The sequence below is a fragment of the Nisaea sp. genome, assembly GCF_034670185.1.
Taxonomy (GTDB): Bacteria; Pseudomonadota; Alphaproteobacteria; order Thalassobaculales; family Thalassobaculaceae; genus Nisaea.
Map to the genome: position 1 here is coordinate 1,272,956 of NZ_JAXMNY010000001.1, position 25,679 is coordinate 1,298,634.

At 58.4% G+C, this 25,679-nt stretch carries 22 protein-coding genes and 1 tRNA gene; 11 read left to right on the forward strand and 12 right to left on the reverse strand.

The features are described 5' to 3' along the window. Positions 1-54: 54 nt before the first annotated feature. The gene (locus VOI22_RS06000; RefSeq protein ID WP_323795648.1) at positions 55-1,683 is read right to left on the reverse strand and encodes an amidohydrolase; all 1,629 of its coding nucleotides are present in this window, start codon (positions 1,681-1,683) and stop codon (positions 55-57) included. Between the two features lie 242 nt (positions 1,684-1,925). Between VOI22_RS06000 and VOI22_RS06005 the strand changes: the two genes are divergently transcribed. From VOI22_RS06005 to VOI22_RS06015, 3 genes are all read left to right on the forward strand, one after another. Beyond that, positions 1,926-3,155, forward strand: a complete 1,230-nt coding sequence (locus VOI22_RS06005; RefSeq protein WP_323795649.1) for an SPOR domain-containing protein — start codon at positions 1,926-1,928, stop codon at positions 3,153-3,155. 110 nt (positions 3,156-3,265) lie between these two features. Beyond that, positions 3,266-4,183, forward strand: coding sequence for a DMT family transporter (locus VOI22_RS06010; protein WP_323795650.1), 918 nt, complete (start codon positions 3,266-3,268; stop codon positions 4,181-4,183). Positions 4,184-4,213: 30 nt separating this feature from the next. Beyond that, positions 4,214-5,128: a DMT family transporter gene (locus tag VOI22_RS06015; RefSeq protein WP_323795651.1), complete on the forward strand. Its 915-nt coding sequence runs from the start codon at positions 4,214-4,216 to the stop codon at positions 5,126-5,128. Here the strand turns inward: VOI22_RS06015 and VOI22_RS06020 are convergent. Next, the gene (locus tag VOI22_RS06020; protein WP_323795652.1) at positions 5,091-6,317 is read right to left on the reverse strand and encodes an MFS transporter; all 1,227 of its coding nucleotides are present in this window, start codon (positions 6,315-6,317) and stop codon (positions 5,091-5,093) included. The genes VOI22_RS06015 and VOI22_RS06020 overlap by 38 nt on opposite strands. Positions 6,318-6,407: 90 nt before the next feature. After that, positions 6,408-6,821 (reverse strand): hypothetical protein, encoded by a 414-nt coding sequence (locus tag VOI22_RS06025; RefSeq protein ID WP_323795653.1) that lies wholly within the window; start codon positions 6,819-6,821, stop codon positions 6,408-6,410. 280 nt (positions 6,822-7,101) lie between these two features. Here VOI22_RS06025 and VOI22_RS06030 point away from each other — a divergent pair, with 280 nt between their 5' ends. The 4 genes from VOI22_RS06030 to VOI22_RS06045 all read left to right on the forward strand — a co-directional run bounded on the left by VOI22_RS06030 (position 7,102) and on the right by VOI22_RS06045 (position 11,865). Continuing rightward, the gene (locus tag VOI22_RS06030; RefSeq protein WP_323795654.1) at positions 7,102-7,908 is read left to right on the forward strand and encodes an HD family hydrolase; all 807 of its coding nucleotides are present in this window, start codon (positions 7,102-7,104) and stop codon (positions 7,906-7,908) included. Between the two features lie 81 nt (positions 7,909-7,989). Beyond that, complete coding sequence (locus VOI22_RS06035) at positions 7,990-9,225, forward strand: hypothetical protein (RefSeq protein WP_323795655.1); 1,236 nt, start codon at positions 7,990-7,992, stop codon at positions 9,223-9,225. Positions 9,226-9,348: 123 nt separating this feature from the next. After that, entirely contained in the window at positions 9,349-10,467 is a 1,119-nt protein-coding gene (locus VOI22_RS06040; protein WP_323795656.1) for a hypothetical protein, read from the forward strand. Positions 10,468-10,473: 6 nt separating this feature from the next. After that, on the forward strand, positions 10,474-11,865 hold the full coding sequence (locus tag VOI22_RS06045) for a hypothetical protein (protein ID WP_323795657.1): 1,392 nt from the start codon (positions 10,474-10,476) through the stop codon (positions 11,863-11,865). A 13-nt stretch (positions 11,866-11,878) separates the two neighbouring features. Here VOI22_RS06045 and VOI22_RS06050 read toward each other — a convergent pair whose 3' ends face one another. Beyond that, entirely contained in the window at positions 11,879-13,111 is a 1,233-nt protein-coding gene (locus tag VOI22_RS06050; RefSeq protein WP_323795658.1) for an MFS transporter, read from the reverse strand. 206 nt (positions 13,112-13,317) lie between these two features. On the opposite strand from VOI22_RS06050, the gene VOI22_RS06055 reads away from it, so the two are divergent. Together VOI22_RS06055 and VOI22_RS06060 are read left to right on the forward strand one after the other, a co-directional pair. Continuing rightward, a complete protein-coding gene (locus tag VOI22_RS06055; protein WP_323795659.1) occupies positions 13,318-14,259 on the forward strand; it encodes a branched-chain amino acid transaminase in 942 nt (313 codons plus the stop codon). Between the two features lie 86 nt (positions 14,260-14,345). After that, positions 14,346-14,430 (forward strand) — tRNA-Leu (locus tag VOI22_RS06060). Between the two features lie 52 nt (positions 14,431-14,482). On the opposite strand, the gene VOI22_RS06065 is transcribed toward VOI22_RS06060, so the two are convergent. Continuing rightward, entirely contained in the window at positions 14,483-15,019 is a 537-nt protein-coding gene (locus tag VOI22_RS06065) for a hypothetical protein (protein WP_323795660.1), read from the reverse strand. Positions 15,020-15,264: 245 nt separating this feature from the next. Here VOI22_RS06065 and mazG point away from each other — a divergent pair, with 245 nt between their 5' ends. Both mazG and argC read left to right on the forward strand, forming a co-directional pair. Further along, a complete protein-coding gene (gene mazG / locus VOI22_RS06070; protein WP_323795661.1) occupies positions 15,265-16,101 on the forward strand; it encodes a nucleoside triphosphate pyrophosphohydrolase in 837 nt (278 codons plus the stop codon). 192 nt (positions 16,102-16,293) lie between these two features. Further along, positions 16,294-17,259: an N-acetyl-gamma-glutamyl-phosphate reductase gene (argC, locus tag VOI22_RS06075; RefSeq protein WP_323795662.1), complete on the forward strand. Its 966-nt coding sequence runs from the start codon at positions 16,294-16,296 to the stop codon at positions 17,257-17,259. Between the two features lie 13 nt (positions 17,260-17,272). Here the strand turns inward: argC and VOI22_RS06080 are convergent, their stop codons facing one another. From VOI22_RS06080 to VOI22_RS06110, 7 genes are all read right to left on the reverse strand, one after another. Then, positions 17,273-18,112, reverse strand: a complete 840-nt coding sequence (locus VOI22_RS06080) for an inositol monophosphatase (protein WP_323795663.1) — start codon at positions 18,110-18,112, stop codon at positions 17,273-17,275. A 91-nt stretch (positions 18,113-18,203) separates the two neighbouring features. After that, positions 18,204-19,502, reverse strand: a complete 1,299-nt coding sequence (gene hflX / locus VOI22_RS06085; RefSeq protein ID WP_323795664.1) for a GTPase HflX — start codon at positions 19,500-19,502, stop codon at positions 18,204-18,206. A gap of 21 nt (positions 19,503-19,523) precedes the next feature. Continuing rightward, positions 19,524-19,778: an RNA chaperone Hfq gene (gene hfq, locus VOI22_RS06090; protein WP_323795665.1), complete on the reverse strand. Its 255-nt coding sequence runs from the start codon at positions 19,776-19,778 to the stop codon at positions 19,524-19,526. A gap of 115 nt (positions 19,779-19,893) precedes the next feature. Beyond that, on the reverse strand, positions 19,894-20,538 hold the full coding sequence (locus tag VOI22_RS06095) for an HAD family hydrolase (RefSeq protein ID WP_323795666.1): 645 nt from the start codon (positions 20,536-20,538) through the stop codon (positions 19,894-19,896). A gap of 18 nt (positions 20,539-20,556) precedes the next feature. Beyond that, complete coding sequence (gene trkA / locus VOI22_RS06100; RefSeq protein WP_323795667.1) at positions 20,557-21,933, reverse strand: Trk system potassium transporter TrkA; 1,377 nt, start codon at positions 21,931-21,933, stop codon at positions 20,557-20,559. A 27-nt stretch (positions 21,934-21,960) separates the two neighbouring features. Then, positions 21,961-23,355, reverse strand: a complete 1,395-nt coding sequence (locus VOI22_RS06105; RefSeq protein WP_323795668.1) for a sigma-54 dependent transcriptional regulator — start codon at positions 23,353-23,355, stop codon at positions 21,961-21,963. Further along, positions 23,345-25,669, reverse strand: a complete 2,325-nt coding sequence (locus tag VOI22_RS06110; RefSeq protein WP_323795669.1) for a PAS domain-containing sensor histidine kinase — start codon at positions 25,667-25,669, stop codon at positions 23,345-23,347. Before VOI22_RS06110 ends, VOI22_RS06105 begins: the two co-directional genes overlap by 11 nt. Positions 25,670-25,679 lie beyond the last annotated feature (10 nt).

Consider the following 25,679-nt stretch of genomic DNA (forward strand, 5'->3'; position numbering starts at 1 on the left):
CGCGGGCCTTCCCGGCCCCTTCTTTCGCGGGCCTCCCCGGCCCCTTCTTTAGTGTCAGGCGGCTTCCGACTGCCGATCAAACATGATTTCGCCGCCGACGATGGCAAGGTCCGCCGACGCGTGCAGAATTTCCTCGGGCTCAACGGCGAACAGATCGCGATCGAACACGGTCACATCGCCGAGCTGACCCTGTGCCAGCGTGCCCTTGATACCTTCCTCAAACGACCCGAATGCCCCGCAATAGCTGTAGCAATGCAGCGCCTCTTCCAGGCTCAGCGCTTCGCTGGCGCCCAGAAGGGTGTCGCGTTTGGTCTTGCGGGTAATCATCGAATAAAGATTCTGGAACGGGTTGGTGCTCGAAACCGGCGCATCTGAGCTGGCCGACGGATGAAGCCCCGCATCGAGGAAGGAGCGGAACGGATAGGCCTTGGCCGACGCCTCTTCACCCAGCACGTCAATATAAAGATCGCCGAACTCGTACATGAAGATCGATTGCGGCGCCGGCAGCACGCCGATGCGCTGCATACGGGCAAGTTGGTCGGCATTGAGGAAGCCGCAATGCTCGATACGGTGGCGGCGGTTGCTCTGCGCCTCGACATCGTTACCGATGGCCAACTCATAGGCCGTCAGGATCTGCTCGATAGCGCGGTCGCCGATGGCGTGGGCGGCAACCTGATAGCCCCGGTCGTGATAGTTCTTCACATAGTCGAAGAGCTGCTGATCCTCATAGATCATGATGCCGCGGTTTTCCGGCTCGCCGAGATAAGGATCGAACATCGCCGCCGTCTTGCCGCCAGCGCTGCCGTCGGTGAAGAGTTTCATCGGGCCGACGCGCAGCCACTCGTCCCCGTCGCCCGTCATCAGGCCCAGATCGATGGCCCGGTCCGGCCAGCCGTTGGCACCAGCCAGCATCATCAGGTGCATGCGCAGGCCGAACCCGCCTTCGCGCTTGAGCTGCTGATAGGCCAGCCATTCGTCATAGCCCTGACGCAGACCAACGCCTGGATCGGTCACGCTGGTAAAACCAAGCGAGAGATTGTGTTGTTGGCCCATGCGGACGCCCTCCGCTAGGGCATCGATACTGTAATCGCTGAGAACGGCCGTGATCTTTTCCTGTGCCCGTTCCTGCAGCAGTCCTGTGAGCTTGCCGTTCTGGCTCTCGATATGGCCGCCATCTGGCTGCGCTGTGCTCTCGTCAATCCCCGCGAGCTTCAGCGCCGCGCTGTTGGCGACGCCCATATGGCCGCAGGTGCGCTTGACGTAGACCGGGTTGTTCGGTGCAACGATGTCCAGCTCTTCACGATACGGGTGACGCTTGGCATCGAGCTCGAAATGGTCGTACCCACGACCAAAGATCCACTCACCCGGCTTGGCCTTGTCGGCGCGCGCCTTGATCTTGGCCAGCAACGCCTGGAGCTTCGTGTCAGTTTTGCAATCGACCTCCGAGAGGCCAAGCCCGACCGCCATCAGATGCTGGTGCGCGTCGTTCAGTCCGGGAGCCGCCAGACGACCGTTCAATTCGATCACCCGTGTGTCGGCCCCGACCAGCCCCTCCAGCTCGCTATTGCTGCCATGCGCAATCACACGTCCACCCCAGATCGCGACCGATTCGGTGAATCCGGCACCCAAACCGAGAAACACCTTGCCGCCACGCAATACCAGATCAGCTTTCGCCGTTGCCATATCGCTATTCCTTTTGGTACTGGCCAGCTCGAACCCTGAGGAGATACGGGGAGCCTGCCGGGAGGGATGCTCAGATTGCGGATGAAGATACGGTCTGTCAACGCCCCGGCCTTGGGTCCGTCTCAATCCTAAAACTGCAACATCATATTGGGGTTAAGTTGACACTAACGCCAAGATATTGGATATTTTTCTAGTTATTGAACCAGGGTTGACTACCCCTTTTCGGCGGCGATTTTATTGCGATGCGGCACCTGATCCGACGCTTTGTTCCTGTAATTCTGGTCGGCGCACTTTCCGCCTGCTCATTCGAAATGCCGGATCTGGATTTATTCAGCGACAGTGACACTCTTCCCGCCAAGGCTCCGCTCGCTCAGTTGCCGCCAGCTCCGCAACCGCTGTACCAGCCCGGCGACACCTATGTGTTCAATGACGACGGAAACGTGGTGCAGGAGCAGGTGGTCGGCGTCACGCCGGACCGAGTGACCTGGACCAACGATTCCGGTCTGATCTGGACCACGACGAACGAGCTGGTCACACCGCAACTGTCCTGGTCGTCCCATCCCGAACTCGGGCGCGGACGTCAGAGCATTATCGGTAATCCGGGCACCCTCTTCCCGCTACAGGAAGGCAATATCGTCGCCTACGGTATCCGTGGCAGCAGTGAGAAAGTGCCGACTGGTTGGGAAGACGAGGTGCGGTGCGTCGTAGCCGGTCAGGAAGATGTCACGGTGCCTGCCGGGACCTTCACAACCTACCGGATTGACTGCAAACGCAAAAACGTCGACACCAGCCTCTATTACGCCCCGGTGGCTCAGAATTACGTTTTGCGCGAACGGACCTTTGCGAACTCCCGCTCTCGCAAGGAGCTGATGTCCGTTTCCCTGGCCGACAACCGGACGGAAGAGATGCCTGTCACCGTCGATCAGCCGGCGAACCTGACCGATATGGTCGCCCCTGCGACGAGCACTCATGCGAGCATGGCAAAGCCGGACCCCATGATGGCGCCGCCCAAGAAGGCCGGCGAAATGCGCGAGGAGATGGAAGACAGCCGGATGCTGACGCTGATCTCCCGGCTTGAAGCCGTGGTCGGCAAGCTGGAAAGCATGTCCGAAGGCAAGATGATGGCTCCGAAGGCAGAGGAGGAAATGAAATCCGCCTCTAAAACGGACGATCAAGACGACCAGAAAACATCCATGACAACAGCAAGCCCAGACGGCAAATACGGTATCCATCTGGAATCCTACAGGACCATGCAAGGCGCCCGGCGCGGCTGGTCCGCGCTTGAGAAGCGCTATCCGAATGAGTTGAAGGATCTCAGCTTCAAGACCGTCGAGTTTGATGCCGGCGACGGACGCGGCACATTCGTCCGGCTGGTCGGTGCCGCCTTCAAGACCCGGGCCGACGCACTCAAAGCCTGCAGTGCCATGAAAGCCAAGCGCCAGTTCTGCCAGGCCGTCAGGATCGCACGCTAAACCTGTCGAACACGCCGCACCGGACTCAAACCTGGAATGGATTGCACGGACTCCCGTGACGGGATAAGCATCGTGCGCGCGGTCGGCGTCTCTCCATGCGGGTCCTCTCAATGAACACTGAAAACAGTCCCGCAGCCGTCGAGAGTGACGGGCTCAGCAACCCTGCCCGCGCCATCGGGCTGATCCTCGTCGCGGTATCCATGTTTGCGACGATGGAGGCGCTGGCGAAATACACATCCGAGACCATCCGGATCGAAATGGTCATCTGGGGGCGGTATTTCTTCCATTTTGTCGGAATGGTTCTTGTTCTCCCGCTGCTGGGTGTTCGACGCACATTCCATGTCAAGAACCCGATCATGGTCAGTATTCGGGGACTTCTCCTGCTCGGCTGCACCATCTGCTTTTTCACCGCGATATCGCTGATACCGCTGACGGACGCCAATTCCATCGCTTTCGTATCCCCGCTGATCACCGTCGCCCTTTCCGCCTTTGTCCTGCGCGAGAAAGTCGGCATCCGGCGCTGGGCCGCCGTAGGGATTGGTTTTGTCGGCGTTCTGATCGTGCTGAGGCCCGGGTTTAACGAAATCCACTGGGCTTATTTCCTGGTCCTTGGCATGGCCACGATGTTCAGCATTTTCGGCCTGATGACACGGTCGCTCAACCGTACCGAAGACCCGGTCGCCATGCAGTTCCATGCGGCACTGGTCGGTTTTATCGGAACAGGCATACTGATTTTCTTTTGTTGGGAGACACCGAGTCTCCGCGAGTGGGGTTTTCTGATCGTGATCGGCGCTATAGGCGGCGTTTCTCACCAGATCCTGATCTTCGGCTTCCGGTACGCCAGCGCCTCCTTGCTGGCACCGTTCCATTACATCGTCATCATCTGGGCGACGATATACGGGTACTTCATTTTCGACGACGTGCCTGAGGTCTGGACCTTCGCGGGCGCCGCCCTGATCGTGACCGCCGGGCTTTATGTCTGGATCCGAGAACGGCAAATCAAACCCACGCCGCCCGCACAACATTAAACGACACGCACACGGAAGACGGAAAAGACCATGTCAGGTGCTCAGCATCACCGCCCTGCTCTCGGCATCTGCCTGATAGTCGCCGGGTTCACCGTGTTTTCCTGCATGGATGCGCTGGTAAAGCAGAGCGCCGAGACATTCCCGATCGAGCACATCACGTTCGTCCGCTATGCCGCGCACCTTGCATTGCTGGTGGTTCTTATCCCGTTTTTCGGCATCCGGACCTTCCTTGGAGGTCGGCGGCTGGGATTCCTCACCATCCGCGGATGTTTCCTGTTTATCTCGACCATTCTGTTCTTCGGCGCCATCGCCAGCCTGCCACTCGCGGAAGCCGCAGCTATCAGCTTCATGGCACCAGTGCTGACTGTCGGGCTCTCCGCACTGATCCTGAAAGAAAGCGTCGGCATCCGGCGCTGGAGCGCGGTTGCAGTCGGCTTTCTGGGTGTGCTGATCATTTTGAGGCCCGGCCTGCAAGAACTGACCACGGCGCATCTCATGGTGCTCGGCACGGCATTCGGCTTTTCGGCGTTCTCGCTGATGACGCGGCACGCCGGGAAAGAGACCCCGGCCCTCGCCACGCTGTTTCTGACGGCCGTTACCGGCGTGATCGGGTCGGCCGCGTTATTGCCCTTCGCCGGCGCGTGGCCGGTCGCCTTGGGATCAAGCTGGGGAATCCTGGCCCTGATCGGCCTGCTCGCCCTTCTGGCCGAGTTATGTCTGGTGCATGGCTACCGCTGCGCTGCCGCGTCCCTGCTGGCGCCATTCCAGTATATTCAGATGCTCTGGGCCACGCTGCTGGGCTGGGTCGTGTTCAACAGCCTGCCCGACATCTGGACCAGCATCGGCGCCGCGCTGATTATCGGCGCGGGCCTCTATATCTGGCTGAGGGAAACCCGGATCAGGCAGGTTACGCCGAGCGAAGCCCCCGCCAGCGAGTTGACGTGAACACGGTGAACATCGACAGGAACATGAACCCGGCGATGGCATAGAACACCAGTGCCGGCTGATCATTGTCGAGAATGAAACCGAAGATCATCGGCGCAATGATCCCGCCGATGCTGAAGCCGGTGGTGACGAAGCCGAAAACCTTGCCGTACTGCCCGTCGGGCGTGACCGAGCGCACGATCATGTCGCGCGATGGCATGATCATGCCGTGCATAATGCCCTGCAGGGTCAGCGATGCCAGCAGCAGCGGCTCGGGCATGTCGACAAGCGCGACAATGGAAATCATCACCGCCGTCGCCAGGAAGCAAAAGGCCGCGATCACATTGTGATTGGAGGTCTTGTCCGCCAGATACCCGCCGAAGAGGATCCCGACAGTGGTGCCGACGAGATAGCCTGTCAGCGCCCCTGTCGCTATCGGAAGGGCCGTGCCGTGTAACAGGTTGAGAGCGGAAACCAGGAAGTTGTTGAGCCCGCCAGAGCCAAGCGCCGTCATGATGTAAAAACCGAGACACATCAGGATCGGGAACGAGAACAGCAGCGCCCGGCTGGAGGAATCGGCCGGTTTAGCCTGCTCTTCCGCTGGTTTCTGCTTATTGTGCAAACTGCCAGCGAACACCAACAGAACAGCGGCGGTTGCAAGACCGGCAAGGCCAACTCCGACAAGGGCCATACGCCAGCCGGCGATATCGCTCAAAAAGATGATCAGCGGCGGCGCGACAGCGAAACCGGCGAAACCGGCAAAGGTATGCAGGCTGAAGGCGCGCCCCATGCGCGGCCCTGAAACCGAGGCCGACAGGATCGCGTAATCAGCCGGGTGATAGACACCGTTGGCAACGCCAGCGATCGCCATCATGGCAAGTAAGCCCCAGAAACCGTCCCCGAACCCGATCATCATAAAGGCAAAAGATTCAGCCGCGAGGCCGCCGATCAGAATCCAGCGCGCTCCGAACTTATCCACCAGATAGCCGAACGGAAGCTGCGTGCTCGCCGTGGCGCCACTGAACACGGTCATGATCAGCCCGAGCTCAAGAAAGCTGACGCTGAACTCCTCGCGAAGCGTCAGAAACAGCGGCGGCAGAAGAAGAATGAAGAGATGACTGAAAAAATGCGCAACACCGATCAGGCCAATCACCTTGAAGTCGGCGAGTGAGCCGCCTTCCGGCGGCGCGGCGTGCGTTTCGGCGGTCATTTTAAGTTCCAGGCGGAAAGACTGATGAGTATCTGCAAACTGGAACCGACGGGACGAGAGGTCAAGCGCGCCCTCTCGTCCGAAACGGATTTACTGTTGTGCCAACCACCAGCGGGCAATCCGCTTCCCGGAATCGTCCGTGCTTTCGAACTCATTGTCTTCCAGCAAACGGACCCGCAGGCACCGCTCTTTGGCACCGCCATAGGGAGACAGACAATAGTGCTCCTTGGTCGGCCGGACCGTCCCGGTCTCGTGCACTTCAGGGAAGCCGTTCTGGGCGGGCACCTTCAACGAGTAGACCTTGCCCTTCTCCACCCTGAGGTAAAAGGCACGGTTACCGTTGCTCAACCAACCGGAAATCATGCGGCCCGATGCCAAGGCGAGAAACCCCGGTCCCGTCATGGCCCTTGGATCGTAGGCACGCGCTACATCCGAGAAAACGGAAGCACACGTGACCATCACGACAGCAGCACAAGCGATTTTAGTAAAGGGCTTCAAATGCACAGTAAAATCTCCATTTTTATTGTGCTACTTTCTTTAGAACGCAACAATACCAGAACAAAATGCAAAAGCTGAACACATTCATTCAAAATGTTGATTCTTATGCATTTTAATTAATCTGAATTTATAAAATGCCACATGCATCCGCAATATTCAGCCGATTTTCTTTCATCTGGGCGCTGGCATCCCTGATCTGGATTGTACCGCTCACCATTTTCTTCGTGAACCGATGGGATCGGGATCTGGCACCGATTGACCGCACGTATTTACTCCGTGCGCAAACATGCAAAGCCAATTATCGAGAGCAGGACGCGCAGGACCGCTGCCTTCTGATCATGGAGCTAGAGCATTTTCAGTCCCGCAGCATCATGACCGCCAACCGGGTGCTTGCCAGTGCCGGCCCGCCCTTGATCGGACTGGGTCTTCTCGTCTATCTGAGACGCCGTCGGTCTCAGGACCGGTCAGCGGGAAAGGGACGGTCTTCGTGAAATCCACTAAATCAACACCGCCCGCACGGGCATGGCAGCGCATGCTCAGCGGACGCAGGCTCGATCTTCTCGACCCGTCCCCTCTTGATGTTGAAATCGAGGACATCGCCCACGGTCTTTCCCGGGTCGCGCGCTGGAACGGACAAACAGAAGGCCGCTGGCCCTATTCCGTTGCCGAACATTCCGTCCTGGTAGAAATCCTTGTGCACCGGCTCTACCCGGATCTCGCATTGAAATGGCGTCTCGCGGCGCTGCTGCACGATGCGGCGGAGTATGTGATCGGCGACATGATCACACCGTTCAAGACAATCATTGGATCGGATTATAAAAGCGTCGAGCGACGACTTGAAGAAGCGGTGCATCTCCGCTTCGGACTGCCGGCCGCCCTTCCCGCCGACATCGTCAAGAAAATCAAACGCGCCGATAAAATCGCGGCATATCTCGAAGCTACACAGCTCGCAGGGTTTTCTCTGCCGGAAGCAAACAAGATTTTCGGAAAACCGAAAACCGGGCTTGATGTCGTGATTGAACCGATCTCGCCGACAGCCGCAAAACAATCTTATATCAAGCGTTTCCGCATTCTGGGCGGCCCGGTCACCTAGGCATCGATTGGTGAAGCGTCAGCTCATCTGACAGCGTCCGGCGCTGGATTAAGAATGCACGTTCCGGCACAATCAAAGAGAGTGGACGAAGTCGCCGAAAATTCTCGGTTCTCTCAGGAGCACGCGACGCTAATGCAGGATCAGAAAACCGATAAACCGCAGAAAAAGCGCAAGCTTTCACCGATTTTGGATCAGATCATCTATGGCCCGCCCAGCGTCACCTGGAATATCCATGAATTGACCCGGAAGCGGGAAATTGGTGATCCGTTTTTCAAAATCCCGAGCCTCAACCGGATCATTATTTTCAAGTACCCGAACTTCAAGGTTGAGGTGTCCGATGCCGCGTCGACCAGTTTTGCGAACAAAAACGCCTCGCTGTCTGATGACCGGCCTGTCGAAACCGCCCTCTACATACCGAATGACGAAGAACTGCCCCAGGAAGGCGGTTATGCGGTCTACCTTCGGCAAAAAGACGCGGCAAAGCTTCTGCAGCGCTATGTCGGCATTGCCGAGGATGGCATGACCGAAGCGATGCAGAGGGATCTCTCATTTCTGCAAATGATCGATGACCTTCCGTCCCTGGACCCATTCCTGCTGAAAACAGCATTTGAGCGCCACAAGGCAGTCTGCAATCCCGCCTATCTGGTGATGAAAGATGGTGAAGAAGACAAAATCAAATCGGTGATCCGGAACAAGGTCCGGCCGATCGTCAATAAAGCGCTCGGCGCCGATGTAAACGAAACGATGAAAACTCAGCGCTTCATTGATGCCATCTGGGATCCGACCATTCCGGAAGCTGCCCTTTTCATCGAGGCTTTCAAGATCGACAGCAAAGAGGTCGCGAATGTGTTCAGCGCCTGGAAAGGCGTTTCATTTTACCAGTATCAGTTTGAAATCAACAAACCCCTGATTGCCGACGTTATCCGGTGGCTAAAATCGGAAAACTCCACGCCCATCGACCATCGCGAGCATCGCGCCTTCCTTCCACAACAAAATATGTTCAAACAACAGGTATTGAAAAAAACGCTCAACCTACTCGCCAATATTAACCAGATATTTAAAGATTTCGACGCATGTTACGAAAAGTTTATCAATAATGGAGACCCTGTCCCCTTTCGAAACTTTCTGATTACATCGCACTATCGATACTGGCTACTCGGCTATTGCTGCACAGCGTTGATGCACACGCGGAACATCTTCGAACGGTGCCTATCTGGAGGCACTCGCGGTGCCCTCAGGTTTGAGCAACTGAACGATATGCTGACAAATATTGATTCTACGGTGAGTAGCAAGTCACAAGGGGCTAACGACTTATAGAGTCTTGGTTTTATTAACAAAACAAAGAAATTCCATTGAAAATAGTCCCTTTATCCGCCACAAGTATCAAGCGCACAATCTTGGGTGCGATCAGTGGGGCTGAGTACGGAGCCAAAAGCAGGCATGACTAACGGCTCGACAACAGCGACCCATTTCTGGCCCACCAGTTTCGCAGAGCGCGGCGTTGCCGTGCCCTTCACGACCCCCAGCGTCGCGATGGCACGGGTACGCAACGACGAGCGCGGACGGCTTGAGCTTGTGATTTCGGGACTGTCGGGCGGACGCGGCGTTTATGTTATCGGTTGGAGCGCCGTCCCTCAAACCTTCAAGCTGACGGTTTTTGACAGGGTCCTGCACGAATATATCCAGGCAATTGAAACCGTCACGCCGGATACGGTGCGGGAAGCAGTGCTGCACGCCACAGCGACTGGGCTGGCTGGAGAAGACGCCGCCGAAGCGGCTATTCAATCGAGCAGCAAAATCACGGAAGATCAGATCCGGATCAGCCTCGCCCTAACGCAGCATCTGGTGAAAACCTTTCTTGAGGCAGAATTGGAAATCGGCCTTGCTGAACTTGCCACCTCCGCTGGCCAACAGAAAGTTCAAAACCTGCTCGGCCGGATTGCCCGCAAGGAAAACATCGCCCCTGAGACACTCTCCCGCGTTCTGACTGAATGGGGCGATCTACTCGAAGCGCTCGGTGTCCTGGATCACCGACCGCGCGGCCGGTATCGACGAACCTTGGACGAAGCGTCGCACTTCCTTTCATCTTTTGCAGATTGGATGCGCACCGGAGAGATTGGCGATGATCACCCGGCCACACTCATTTCCGACGTCCTCACCGAAACTCTCCACAACTGGAAGAACGCGTTCCAGGAAGCGGATGTCTATGCACACGATCCGCGGTCCGCTCTCAAGAATTGGCAAAACGCCAAAGGCGTTCTGGAGTCATTGAGCGTGCGTATTCCCTGGCTGGAAGACGGATGGGCCGTCATCTTCGCAATGTGGGAAAATGCGTTGCGTGGAGATCACGATCAACGCCTTCAAACCGTCGCTACAATCCTTTCCGGATTACCGCTTGTACCTCGTGATGAGGTAGCGCCGGATCGCCGCCCGCAATGGATGGAGTTTGCCAAACGGCTGAGCCTGCTCGCCGCGCGGAACGAACAGAGGAGCCAAAACGATATCGGTCTCGAAAATATGCTGCGTCAGGAGCAGGTCCTGGCCCGGAGCCTTGGTTAACCACGCATGAGTACTAATTCGAACGATATCCCCCTAGGCAATCTCGAGAGCCAGCTCTTCAAGATTCCTGAAGAGGATTTGACCGAACTGGTTGCAAAGCTGGAGCGCCGTGCCCTGGATCCCAGCAAGGCGCCGGGCGTTGGGAAAATCCTGGACCAGTTGCGTCCCAGGCTTGCCATTCTGAAGCCGCAGCGGCAGGCGACGCTGGTTCGTTTCTTCACCGAACCTTTTGCCGATCTGCTCTACACAACGGGCGAGCCGCGCAAACCGGTTGGCCGAATTCCACGCACGGCCATTGTCCCCTGCTACAAACTTCTGCAGAAACATTCCGAGCCATCCCGCATCGAGCGTTACCAGCAGGATCTCGACGCGATAGAGCCGGATAACGACGAAGCCTTGATGACTCTCGGCACCGGGTTCTGGCGTTATGCATCGGGGCAGCTGCGCCGGGTGGTCGATGAGGCGGAAAAGGACAAGGCAGCCAAACAGGCACTGATCGAAAGTCTCGGCGATCCGTTCCTCTATTCCGCCCTCAAGGAGATCGTGGGCGTGCTGGAAGTCGCAGTCCCGGTCATGGAGTTGCGCAAGGCCCTGCCATCAACCGGCATGAGCCATGTCACCAACGCCAACCTCGAGGATATCTGCGTCGCATTGAACACCGTCCATCAGAAAAGGCCGGCCAACGCGGAATTCGTTGTGTTCGTCATTCTCGCCCGCCTCAGAAACCCGGCGATGATCGTGGAGATCATGCAGCGCGTTGAAGAAGCAGGCACCCTGGCCGATGTGTCCGCAGTGACCAATGTCGCGAACGAGGCGATCGTCAGCCAGACAGAAGAGAAAATCCGGACACTCGGGGAAAAGATCCAGTCGTCGACAAGCTGCAAGAGCATGGCTCTGCAGGCCGAATCCTACGTGAAAGAGGTTGTTGGTGCCGCCAGTGCTATCGGTAACACCGGGTCCCGCATGCAAAGTCGGCAGGTGGCACGAACAAAGACAGAGATGGCCGATCTTGTTCGTCGCGAAATGCTGGAAGCGCAGGACAACCTTACCTCCGCCAACATGAACAGTCTCGGCGGCAGCTCCAGCGCAAGAGATCAGATCGTCGCCCAGAAGGGCGTGGAAGACCGAATCATCTCGCTTCGGATCGCCAGCAGGTTTGCGAACGAACTGGACCTTGAACGAGACGTGAACCGGCGTCTGGCCGAACTTGAGGAAAGCGTCGCCGAACAGTCAAAGAAACTGCTCGCAGACCTCAAAAAGCGAGATTACGAAATTCTCTCCCCGGAAGAAGCCGAGCGCCAGCTGTTCACCCAGGTCCGGCTCACCGAACTGTTGCTCGGCCCGGAAATCGCGAACCGGCTCCGCCTCGAAGGTGAACAGCTGTTGCGCGATTACTAAAGCGGTATCGTCTCTACTCCGCCGGAGCCGGCGCCCGCTCAATGGCTTCTTCGCGGATAGGCCAGTGGATGAAACCGGCAAAGAGTGCGAGGCCAATCGACACATACCAGATCAGATCGTAGGATCCGGTCTTGTCGAATACGATGCCGCCCAGCCAGACCCCAAGGAACGAGCCGATCTGGTGGCTGAAGAAGACGATGCCGAACAGCATGCTCATATAGCGCATGCCGAAGATCTGGCCGACCAGTCCGGAGGTCAGCGGCACGGTGCTCAGCCAAAGCAGTCCCATTGCTGAGGCGAAGACGTAAATAACCAGCTCGCTTGGCGGCACCAGCAACAGGAACACGATCACCACGGCCCGGCCAAGGTAGAGCAGGTTCAAGAGGTACTTCTTCGAGAACTTGCCGCCCAGAACACCGGCGCTGTAGGACCCGATCACATTGAACAACCCGACCAGCGCCAGCGCACTGGCACCGACCGTGACGGGCAGTCCGAGATCAGTCACATAGGCTGGCAGGTGCACGGCAATAAAAGCGACCTGAAAACCGCAGACAAAGAACCCGCTCGTCAGCAGCCAGAAACTTTTATAGCCGAACGCCTCACGCAGCGCCTGACCAAGGCTCTGACCGGACGGAAGCGGGTTCGCCTTGGTGCCCTTCAGCGGCCAGAAAGCAATGGCAAGCGGCACCATCACCAACGAGCCAAGCCCCATGAACAACGCCGCGTCCTGCCAGCCGAAGCTGGCAACAAGACTGCCCGCGACCGGCACCAGCAAAAACTGCCCGAGCGAACCGGATGCGCCGGTGACCCCGAGCGCCCAGGACCGCCGCTCCGGCGGGAAGAGCTGACCGACCGCTCCCAGAATAATACCGAAGGAGGTACCGGCGAGACCAGCGCCGACCAGCATGCCGGCGCTCAGATGCAGCATCGACGGCGTCGCGGAAAAGGCAATCAGCACCGTGCCGGCCGCATAGACGATAGCACCGCCGCAGATCGCCCGGAACGGGCCATAGCGATCCGCAATGGCACCCGCGAAAGGCTGGGTCGCCCCCCAGATCAGGTTTTGCAACGCCAGCGAAAAGGCAAAGACCTCGCGGCCAACGCCAAGCTCCGCCGTAATCGGCGGCAGGAACACACCGAATCCGGAACGGATGCCGAAGGAAAGCGCGCCGATGATCCCGCCGCAGAGCAGCGCGATATAGGCAAGCCGCATATTGTAATCCTGGCTTTCGCTGGTACCCGACATTCGCCTATTCCCTTTTATCGGAGGAGCGGTGGGCGCTTGTGACAGCCCGAACAACGCTCTAGGCTCGAAATATGGCACCGGCCGATTACAACAACAAACGCCGGATTGTCACCAGAACAATTCACGGGGGCTGACTACCAATAGGCGTGCGGCGCCTCTTGGCAGACCCGCTTCCCGCCTCAAGTTCAAGATGGAAGGAACCGGCTATGTCGACGCCGAAATATGCTGTCATCGACGGTGAAATCGTGGCCTGGGAAAACGCGACGGTCCATGTCGCATCGGCAGCTTTCAAATTCGGCACCACGGTCTTCGAGGGACTGCGCGCCTATTGGAATGCGGAGGACGAGGATTTCTATCTGTTCCGCATGGCCGAACATATGGACCGGCTGGACTTCTCCCAGCGCTTCATGCGGTTCGAAGACGCCATCCCGGCTGATCTGGTTGCCGAGAAAACGCTGGAGCTGATCAGGGCTAACGACTTCAAGGGCACCAACCTGCACATCATGACCTCCTGCTATGTCGCCGGCATGGGCGGCCCGGGGGCCTGCGGGCCCGTTGGCCTCGCTATCACCGCGCTGGAGCGGCCCCGTTCGGCCAACGTGCTGAACGGCGTAAACGTACAGGTCAGCTCCTGGATGAGGGTGCCCGACAACGCCATGCCGATGCGGGTGAAGTGCAACGCTAACTACAATAACGGCCGGCTTGCAACCGTGCAGGCGACGGTCGACGGCTACGATACCGCGCTCTTCCTGAACAGCCGCGGCAAGGTCTCCGAAGGCCCCGGCATGTGCTTCTTCATGGTCCGGGGTAACCAGGTCATCACCCCGCATACCTCCAGCGACGTCCTGGAAAGCATTACCCGCGAGACCGCCCTGCAACTCGCCCGCGAGGCCGGCTACGAGACCGTCGAGCGGGACGTCGACCGCAGCGAACTTGCGGCCGCTGAAGAGGCCTTCTTCTGCGGGACCGCTTGGGAAGTGACCCCGATTCTTTCGATCGACCGCCTGCCCGTGGGCAACGGCGCCATCGGCCCGATCACCAAGGGGCTGCAGCAGACCTATTTCAATGTCTGCGAAGGCAAGACTGAAAGCCATCCTGAATGGCGGCTTCCGGTCTACGCCGAGCGCGCCTCCAAGGCGGCGGAGTAATCGCCTTCACCTCACCGCCGCGCCTGGAACGCCTTGGCGCGGCGGAACACTTCCTGTAAGTCAGTGCCCGCGACCTGATGCCCGCTGGCCCCGTGGCGGAACTGGTAGACGCACGCGACTTAAAATCGCGAGTCTTAGGACGTGAGGGTTCGAGTCCCTCCGGGGCCACCAGCATTTGTCGAGATGGAGTCCTGCAATCCGGAAACGGTTCCGGCTCGTTGCCTCAATTGGCGATACGCCGCAGGATGTAATGCGGCCCATCGCAACTCGTTACCAGAATATCGCCGCCGAAATAATCAAAGCCCTTGCCGTCCAGCCGGTCGCCGGCGATGCAGAAGAAGACCCCGTCTTCGTCGGCAATGACAGGCCGATTGTCCTCGGCACAACTCAGCTCCACCTGCAGCCGATCAGAATAGAAGTCCGGTGCCTTGCTAAGGCCAGTGACCTTTAGGTCATTGGAAAACAGCCAGCGCTCACCGAAATGGCCTGTTCTGTTGTCTATCAACTCCGCCTCATAGCGGTCTATCCGGCACCGATAGCCGAAGATATCGAGATGCGAATTGCCGATCTCAATACGGCGGCCGACGAAGTGTTCCGCCTCCTCGGGGCCGACAGCGCTGATGCCGGAAAAATCGACGTCCTCGATCTCCCAACTCCCCTGGATCTGACGCGGCAAGAACCCGAATTCAGGGTCGTTCTGCGCCTGGACCGTCAGGACGGCCGGCCAGAACATAAACAGGCCTGCGAGAACGAGTCTCATCAGAGCGGGCCTGAGACTCAGGCAATAAGCTGTATTCATCCGGCACATAGAGCGTTTCGTCTCCCAGAATTGTTTCGAAGAATCGTCCAGGATAAGGCCGCTCATGCTTCATGCCATCGCGCATTCCTCCCGGACATGATCGCCAGCCCTCCGGAGCACCATCCGAAAGCCGATTCCAACTTTGTCCTCGCAAAACCGCCCTGTACTGTGTCGCCATCATGACAGCACAGATCAAGAAATCAGCGATGAAACAGATTCCGTCACCCAACCTGCCACCGATTGAGCGGCTCCGGCAGGTCATGGCAAGCCTGCGCGATCCGGATGGCGGGTGTCCCTGGGATATCGAACAGAGTTTCGAGACGATAGCACCCTATACGATCGAGGAAGCCTACGAAGTGGCCGACGCAATCACCGAGGGAGACATGCCTCATCTGGAGGAAGAGCTCGGCGATCTTCTGCTTCAGGTCATGTATCACACCCAGATTGGCCAAGAGGCCGGGCATTTCGACTTCGACAGCGTGGCCCACGCCATTACGGAAAAGATGATCCGACGGCACCCGCATGTTTTCGGCTCGGACAATGTTACCGATGCCGAAACACAGACCCTGAACTGGGAGGCTCAAAAAGCCCAGGAGCGGGCGCGCAAGGCGGCGGAAAGCAACGTCAGGGAGAGCGCCCTCGACGGTGTATCATCGGCCTTCCCTGCCTTGATGCGCGCCGTGAAACTGCAGAAACGCGCTGGCCGCGTCGGGTTCGACTGGCCGGTGGTGGATCAGGTCTTCGACAAGCTGGAAGAAGAGATCGCGGAAGTCCGGGCCGAGCTCAAGGACGACGCGAACGAGCGTGATCCGGAGAGGATCGAGGACGAGATAGGCGATCTGCTATTCGTATGCGTCAATCTCGCACGCAAGCTCGACATCGACCCGGAGAGCGCGCTCCGGCGCTGCAACCGGAAATTCGAAACCCGATTTCGTGCCGTTGAGTCGATGCTTGAGGAAGAGACGGGGCGCTCCCCGGAACAGGCCAAGCTCGACGAGCTAGAAGCACTCTGGCAACGCGCGAAACGGTTCGACAAGACCTGACCAGTATCGAGTGACGGTGACGATCCGTTGAAAGCCGATGGTCATCACCGGAGCGATACGCCAGACCCCATCGCGCCTCGCGAAAGCGAATAACAACCGGATTGAAATCATGCCGGTTGCCAAGCCTTCACGCCTTTCAATATTGTACGGACGTAAGCGCGGCAACTGGGCCACGCATTGAGGAGATCCGCCATGGCGGTAAGCATTTTCATCGACGGTGAAGCCGGGACCACAGGCCTGCAGATCCGCGAACGACTGACGGGACGGGACGATGTCTCCCTGATCAGCTTGGGCGCGGAAGAACGCAAGGATACCGAAGCCCGACGCCGTGCGCTGAACGAAGCGGATCTCTCCATCCTCTGCCTGCCGGATGCGGCAGCCATTGAGGCTGTGTCTCTGATCGAAAATCCGGATGCCAAGGTCATTGACGCCTCGACAGCGCACCGCGTCGATAATGACTGGGTCTACGGGTTTCCCGAACTGAGCGCCGGACAGGAAGAGGCTGTGCGCCATGCGCGCTTTGTCAGCAATCCAGGCTGCTATCCGACCGGCGCCATCGGCCTGATCCGCCCGCTGGTGGAGAATTCCATTCTGCCGGCCGACTATCCGGTCACGGTCAATGCCATCTCAGGCTATTCCGGCGGCGGCAAAGCACTGATCCAGTCCATGGAAGACACAACCGCAGCGGATCATCTTTCCGCTAACGTGTTCGCCTACGGCCTTAACCTGCAGCACAAGCACCTGCCGGAAATGCAGCAATACTCGATGCTGGAGCACGCTCCGATATTCCAGCCGAGCGTCGGGCGCTACTACAAAGGGATGGCTGTCTACGTACCGCTGCATCTCTGGGCTCTCAAGGGCGGCGTCGGCGCGGCCCGCATCCATGAGTGCCTCAGCGATCACTATAGTGGGCATCTCTTCACGGAAGTCGCCCCGCTGGACGAGTCCGCCTCGCTTCCCCGCCTTGATCCGGAAGAGCAGAACGATACCAACACGATCCGCTTCTACGTTTTCGCAAACGAGAAGAACGGACAATGCGTGCTGGCGGCGACGCTCGACAATCTCGGCAAGGGAGCTTCAGGCGCGGCGGTTCAGAACATGAACCTGATGCTGGGTCTGGAAGAGGGTCTCGGGCTTTCCTACGGGCGCGCGGCCTGAGCCGCTCCTCCCGCTACGGCCAGAGCTTTTCCCTGAGGTCGTCCCAAGACGCTTCGTCAGGAGCCATCAGCAATCCACCATCGAGCTGGTCCGGATAATAGGGACGCTTGTTGAAGCGGGCGTGAAAACCGCCCGCTTCCTGGTGCATGAGCGAGCCTGCCACATGATCCCAGGGCATGTTCTTCGGATGCATGGCAAAATGCGCCTCGCCGGTCAGCAAGCTTAGATATTCATGACCGGCACAGCCAAAGCGGAAGTGATCGCCCACTTCGGTTTCCGCCCGCTCCTTCATCTCCTCTTTCAGAGGCGACGGCAGAAATCGGAAATTGAGGGCGCCACGCATCTTGCTGCTCGGGCGCGGGGCAAGAACCGAAAGGCGCTCTTCCTTGCCGTCATATCCGCACATCCAGGCCCCCTCACCACGAACGGCGAAAGCGCAACGCTCACCAAGCGGATCGAGGATAAACCCCAGCACCGGCTGGCGCTTGTGCACCAGGCCGACCATTACGCAAAACTTGGAGTTGCCCTTGGTGAAGTTCCTGGTCCCATCCACTGGATCTATAATCCAGGCCGGAGCGTCCGCGGTGAGGTTATCGAGGACCGCGGGATCGGCTGCTACCGCTTCTTCACCGACCACGCTTGAGCCGGGCAGAAGATCCCGAAGTATCGGCGTCATCCGCCGCTCGGACTCAATATCGGCGATGGTCACCAGGTCTTCAGGTCCGGTCTTCTCCTGAATATCTCCGGATTCGAGGGACTTGAAGCGAGGAAGGATAACGGCTTCGGCCGTTTCGCGCATAATGTCGATGACAGCAGCGGGATCTGGAAAACTGATCATACGATCCTTTGACATAGTGCATCCGAATGATGCGGGACAGGTCTACAGGGTTACCCCCGAAGACCTCTTTCTTATAGTGACTATATACACTTAAAGCATATCCTGTTTAGACACTGAACCTTGCATCGAAACGTTCCGCGTCCACGGGTGCCAGAAGTACCTTCACATGAATATCGGTTTCCCGGTCCTCGCGCTCGATTACCCGCCCGTGCTCGTATAGCCATGCAAGCGCGGCCCCATCGGCGAAATCCAGATCAAAGGTCCGGGTGACGTCATTCGCACCGATCATTTCGTCAAGCAGTGCGAGAACATTTTCGCAACCGGCGCCGGTAAGCGCCGAAACCGCAATCCGTCTGCCTTGTTCGGTAATAATATCGATGCTGGCCGGATCGTCCATCAGGTCGATCTTGTTCAGAACCTCGACCATCTGGTCTTCGAGTTTCTGCTCATCAAGCCCCAGATCCCGCAGGACAGACAGCACATCATCCTTCTGTGCGTCGCTATCCGGGTGAGAGAAATCCCGGACATGCAGCAGAATATCCGCCTCGAGAACTTCCTCGAGCGTGGCGCGGAAAGCGGCGACCAGATGTGTTGGCAGGTCTGAAATAAACCCGACCGTATCGGAGAGAATGATTGTCCGCCCCGACGGCAGCTCCACCCGGCGCATGGTCGGGTCCAGCGTGGCGAAGAGCAGATCCTTGGCAAACACTTCGGATTCGGTCAGCCGGTTGAAAAGTGTCGATTTTCCGGCGTTGGTATAGCCGACAAGCGCGACGATCGGATACGGCACCTTGCGCCGCGATTCGCGATGCAGCTCCCGCGTCCGCTTCACATCCTCCAGCTCGTTTCGAATCCGGGAGATACGCTCGAGGATCAGGCGTCTGTCGATTTCGAGCTGACTTTCGCCGGGCCCGCCGACGAAGCCAAAGCCGCCGCGCTGGCGCTCAAGGTGTGTCCAGGACCGGACCAGCCGGCTGCGCTGGAAGGTCAGAGCTGCCAGCTCAACCTGAAGACGGCCTTCATGGGTTCGAGCCCTTGCGCCGAAAATCTCGAGAATCAGAGCCGTCCGGTCGATGACCTTACATTCGAGCTCTTTTTCAAGGTTGCGCTGCTGAACCGGAGAGAGCGAAGCGTCGACGATAACGACATCGACCTCCAGCCCCTTGACCGTCCCGGCCAGCCGTTCGACAGCCCCGCCGCCGAGAAAGGTCGCTGGCCGGACTCTGGACAGCGAAACGGTCTCGGCGTGCACCACGTCGAGGTCGATGGCAGCCGTAAGCCCTACAGCTTCAGCAAGACGCCCCTCCGGGTCTCGCATGGCTGCGGGCTCACCCGCTCTCTGCTTTTCGAAAGGGTGGACGACGAGAGCCCGACCGCTGCTCGCGTCCGGCGTGCTATTCCCCATGCACGCCCCGGTCTTTCAGGATCAAGAGGCTTCTTCTTCTTCCCGCGCCGGTTCAAACAACTGAACAGGCTGAGACGGCATGATGGTCGAGATCGCGTGCTTGTAGACCAACTGCGAGTGAGCATCACGTCGCAAAAGCAGGGAGAAATTGTCAAACCACGTGACGATGCCCTGCAGTTTCACGCCGTTGATGAGAAAAATCGTAACCGCAGTCTTGTTCTTCCGGATCGCGTTAAGGAACACTTCCTGAACGTTTTGATTCTTTTCGTTGGCCATTGCACGGACCTTTTGTTCGTTTCGTTTCAGCGCGTACCAAAAAAGCCTGGGCACCGCCCTCATCTCGCAAATGCGAAATGAGCACCTCCTTTATATAACTATTTTTCCCTGTGACTCAATCGGTCAGCGTCCGCCGCATGGCATGACAATCAGCAAAATGAAATGCGGGAGGCCATTTTAGCAAATCCGCCTCGGAAATCGGGTCGTCCCCGACAAGAACAGGGACACAGCCACTGGCCAGGCCGCACTGCAAATCCACCAGTGAGTCACCGACGAACCACACCCCGTCGCCCGGCTCATGTCCCGATTCCGCGAGTACGAGATCGACCGGATCAGGGGCCGGCTTATCCTGCGGCGCATCCGTGGCACCAACAATCCGATGAAAATACTCCGCCCAGCCGAGGCTTTCCGCTTCGGCCCGGAGAAAATCCCCGTTTTTGTTACTCACCACTCCGAGCAGGATCGAATGGTCCCGAAGCTCCACGAGCAGTTCTTCCGCGCCAGGTAACGCACGCAATCCGTCAAGGTGCCGTTCCTCGAACGTGGCATAAAAAATATCGCGGGCTTTTTCCCAACCGGGGCCGAAGATCTCTGGAAAGCTCTCCCGCATGGAGCGCTTTGCCCGCGCCCGCATCTCGCTCTCGGTCCAGGCCGTCAGCTCGAACGCAGTCAGCGCCGCATTCATGGCGACCGTCACGCCCGGCCAGTTGTCGACGAGCGTGCTGTCCCAATCGAAAAGGATCGCGCCTGGTTTCAACATGCCTGTCACGCCATGGGCCTAGAAGAAGTCCAGCCGGACGGCAAACAGCTTCTCGACCTTTTTAACAACCTCGTAGGTAGCGAACAGGATCACCCGGTCCTTGGCCTGAATCACCGTGTCACCGCGCGGCACCAGCACCTTGTCCTCGCGATAAATCGCTCCGATGATGACACCCGACGGCAGCTTCGCATCGCGCAGCGGATGACCGACGAGCGACGATGTTTCCAGGGCCTCGGCTTCGATCACCTCGCCGAAATCGGCACGCAGGGAATAGACACCACGAATTCTGCCGCGGCGGACATGCTGCAAGATCGTCGAGACAGTGATAGCCCGCGGGTTGACCACGGCATCAACACCAAGGGTCGAGATCAGCGAAGCGTAGGTGCCTTTGTTGATAAGGGCCACGGTCCGGTCCGCCCCGGCCCTCTTGGCCAAAAGCGAGCCGATGATGTTCACTTCATCGTCGTTGGAGACGGCAACGAAGGTTTCCGTCTTGGAGACGTTTGCCTCCTCGAGAACTTCCGTATCCAGCGCGTCCCCGTTCAGCACCATGGTATGTTCCAGGGTCTGTGCGACGAGCTTGGCCCGCTCCCGATCATATTCGATGATCTTGACGCTGACGCCGGAATGCTTGGATTCAATCTCTTCGGCGAGCATCAGGCCGATATTGCCGCCGCCGGCAATGATAACGCTTCGGCCTTCTTCCTCTTCATGGCCGAAGGCTGCCATGGCGCGGGACAGATGATCGACATCGCAGACGAAATAGACATCGTCTCCAGGCAGCATGTGATCGTCCGGTTTCGGCACGATGCCCCGGTCATCCCGGATGATGCCGACAACGACAATGCTGAGGTCGGAAAACAGGCTGGTGAGCTGGCGCAGCGGCGTGTTGACGATCGGGCATTCCTCGTCACACCGCACGCCGACGACCCTGACCATCCCATCGGCCATTGGCAGCACATCGAACGCACCTGGCACTTGAAGCCGCCGCCCGATTGCCTTCGCAACCTCGCGCTCCGGCGAAATAATGTGGTCGATCGGCATGTTCTCGCGGCTGAACAGATCCGCCCAGATCGGCTGCAAATAGTCCTGCTGCCGTATCCGTGCGATCCGTGACGGCACATTGAAGAGCGAGTGCGCGATCTGGCAGGCCACCATATTGACCTCGTCGGAATAGGTGACCGCGATCAGCATGTCAGCGTCCCGGGTTCCCGCTCCCTCGAGAATGGACGGCAGCGATGCCAACCCGTGCACACCACGTACGTCGAGGGTTTCCGTGATTTTTCGAACCAGGGCAGCGTCCTGGTCGATGACCGTCACGTCGTTATTCTCGCCCGCGAGGTGCTGAGCGATGCTGGTACCGACTTGGCCGGCCCCGCAGATGACGACTTTCATGCCGTGATCCCGTCCTGAAGAGGGTGTTTACGCAGAGCGTTCGGCGCTGACGCCGAGCGACTTCAATTTACGATGCAGAGCAGATCGCTCCATACCGACAAAACTGGCTGTCCGGGAGATATTCCCTCCGAACCGGTTGACCTGGGCCAGCAGATATTCCCGCTCAAACATTTCGCGGGCCTCACGCAGTGGCATCCCCATGATTTCGACCCCCTTGTCGAAATTGAGGCTGATCGGCGCCGAAGACCCGATTTCCGGCGGCAACATATCAGCCTTCACCGGCTCATTCGCCGCCCCCGGCGCCATAATCAGTAACCAGTCTATCACGTTGCGGAGTTGACGCACATTGCCCGGCCAATCGTAGGACTGCAGCGCGGCGATAGCATCTTCGCCAAGAATTCGGTGCGACATGCCGGAACTGCGCGCGGAGCGCTCGATGAAATGATTGCAGAGCAGCGGGATATCTTCACGGCGCTCGGAAAGTGCCGGCACAACAATCGGCACCACGTTAAGACGGTAATAAAGATCTTCACGGAAACGGCCGGTCGAAATCTCTTGCTGGAGATCCCTGTTGGTCGAGGCAACGACTCGGACATCGACCGAAATCTCCCGCTCTCCACCAACCCGCCGGAACCGTTGCTCCTGCAGAACCCGGACAATCTTGCCCTGGGTCTCCTTCGGCATGTCCGCTACTTCGTCAAGGAATAGAGTTCCTTTGTGGGCCTGCTCCAGCATGCCCACAGTACGGCCCGTATCATCTGCGTCACCGTCCCGACGTTCCGCTCCGAAAAGCTCTATCTCAAGCCGTTCCGGGCTTAGTGTCGCGCAGTTCAGCACGGTAAACGGTCCGTTCGCACGGGTCGAATTCGTATGGATCATGCGGGCGACGACTTCCTTGCCGACACCCGCCGGTCCGGTGATCAGCACGCGGCTGTTCGTCGGAGCCACCTTCTCCACGGCCTGCGTCACCTGGGCAACCCCCGCTGACTCCCCAACCAGCCTGTCATCCGTATCAGACCGGGCCCGGAGCTCCGCGTTCTCACGCCGAAGCTGCACCGCCTCCAACCCCCTGCCGACCTGCAGCAAGAGACGCTCGGTCTCGAAAGGTTTTTCGATGAAGTCGTAGGCACCGATCTTGATTGCGGAAACCGCAGTCTCGATGGTCCCGTGACCACTGATCATGATCACCGGGACATCCGGATGTTCCGCGCTCAACCGCTCCAGAATCCGGAGACCGTCGAGCGTGCTGTTCTCCAGCCAGATATCAAGAATCACGAGGTCAGGGCGACGGGTATCGACAGCTTCCAGAGCCTCGTCGCTATTGCGTGCCTGTCGCGTGTCGTAGCCTTCATCCTCAAGGATGCCGGCGAGCAGAGACCGGATATCGGCCTCATCATCTACGATGAGAATATCATACGCCATGACGGCTCAGCCCAGAGTCATTTTCGTGCGAGTCCGATGTCGCCTCATCCAGAGGTACCTCGATGTTCGACCCGAAGACCAGACGGACCCTTGTCCCCCCACCTTCGCGATCCATTAGCGAAATCGAGCCTCCATGATCTTCCATGATTCTCTTCACAATTGCCAGACCAAGCCCTGTGCCTTTTTCCCGGGTGGTAATGTAAGGCTCCGTAAGACGTTCACGATCTACCTCCGGGAGCCCTCGCCCAGTATCCTCAACATCGATGACAATCCGTCGATCCTCACGGGTTATTGCAACCGAGATCCGTTGCCCCGATGGCCGCTTCCCGTCGGTTCCGACCGGATTGACCGCATCGATTGCGTCAATCGCGTTCTGCAGCAAGTTCGTCAGAACCTGTCTGATCTGCCGCTGATCGCATTCCAGCTCAACCGCTTCCTGATCTCCGTCGAAATCAAATTCGATGCCGGACTGCGCCGATTTCTGAAGAACCACCTGCTCGCGAATCAGCTGGATCAGGTTTTCTTTCCGCATCACCGGGGCGGGCATCCGCGCAAAGGCCGAGAATTCATCGACCATGCGCCCGATATCACCGACTTGTCGAACGATCGTGCTTGTACATTCAACAAAAGTCTCAGGATCGTCGCTTATCTGATTCAAATATTTACGTTTAAGGCGTTCCGCAGATAGCTGAATCGGGGTTAGCGGGTTTTTGATTTCGTGCGCTATCCGGCGTGCGACATCCGCCCAGGCAGCCATCCGCTGCGCCGACAGAAGCGCTGAAATATCATCGAAAGTCAGAACGTAACCCGAGACTCGGCCGTCCGCGATCTCCGCCTTGATCCGTGCCAAGAGCGTGATCTTGCCAGCTTCCCTGTCTAGCTCGATCTGCTTTTCCGATTGCCGAAAGGGGTTGTGCCGTGCCTGCTCCAGCAGTTCGGTCATTTCCGGGATCTGTTCAGACAGCATCCGTCCGACGAGGGATTCGATCGTCACGCCAAGCAGACTCGCTGCCGACTTATTCGGCAAATTGATCCGGGCATCCGCGTCTAGGCCAATCACGCCAGCAGACACCCCGCCAAGTACGGCCTCGGTGAACCGGCGCCGCGCATCAACCTGACGGTTCGCACTCATCAGCTCACTGCGCTGCATTTCCAGCTGCCGTGTCATTCGGTTAAAGGCCCTGGCAAGAAGTCCCATCTCATCGGCTTCGACCGGCCCGGTCACGCGGGCAGTCAGATCGCCTGAACTGATTCGCTCGGCGGCGCCAATCAGGTCACTGATAGGCTGCACCAGCCAGGTGGCAAGATTGAGGCCGATCCAGACAGCGGCCAGCAACAGCAGCAGTGCCACCATGGCGAAGATCATGATGAAGGAAACCTGGATATCCAGCCGGCGCCCTTCCAGTTCGGTAAACTGCTCGACGGCTTCCTTCGTCCGCTCAATATAGGTGAGGATCTCAGAATCCACGAAACGGCCAACAAACAGATAGGCGTCCACGAACCTGTCGAGCCGGACAAAAGCGCGAATCCGATCATCCGCATCGGTGGTCAGAACGACCACATCGCCGAGCCTGGCCTTGGTCATCGCCTCTTCTGGAAGCGGCTCATAATCGAAGGAAAGCGCGAGGTTCGTCCGGGCAAGGACCCTTCCCGTACTGTCAAAGGCAACCGCTTCCGTCAGATTACGAAGAGCAGCCTGCGCTCTCAGAACCTGGGAGAAGCGAGCCGAATTATTGACCAGAAACGGCGCTTCCCGATTGATATCGTTCGCCATCGCCAGAACATCGCCGCGGATCACCTGCCGGTGCTCTTCCAGATAGCGCTCCGCCACGGCGACCGAGCCCGTGACAGCCGTCGACACACGCTCACTGAACCAGGAGCGGATACCGAAATCGAACATCACCAGCGAGAAAACCGAGACCAGGATCGTCGGGGCTACTGTCAGCACGGAGAACATAGCGACGAGACGAACATGCAGCCGCGATCCGGCAAGCCCCCGACGCCGCTCTACCCAGAGGCGGGCCAACCGGTAGGCGACAAGAACGCCGAGTAACAGAAGCAGGGAAAAATCGAGATACAGGATACCCAAGACCACATCGGGGTCCGGTCCGGCCGGCCCGGCACGGGTAAAAGCAGCATATGTTCCCAGCCCGGCCATGATGGCGAGCGCCGCCAAAACATAGGCAGCCTTGCGCTCGAACCCGACCCTCTGGGCCCAGATACGGAACCGTCGCGTATAGCTTCCGAGTCGGTTTTCAGATTGCGGCGGGACCACATCTGAAGAATGGGCGTCTGTACCTGCTTCCGCCGGCATGTCTCACCTA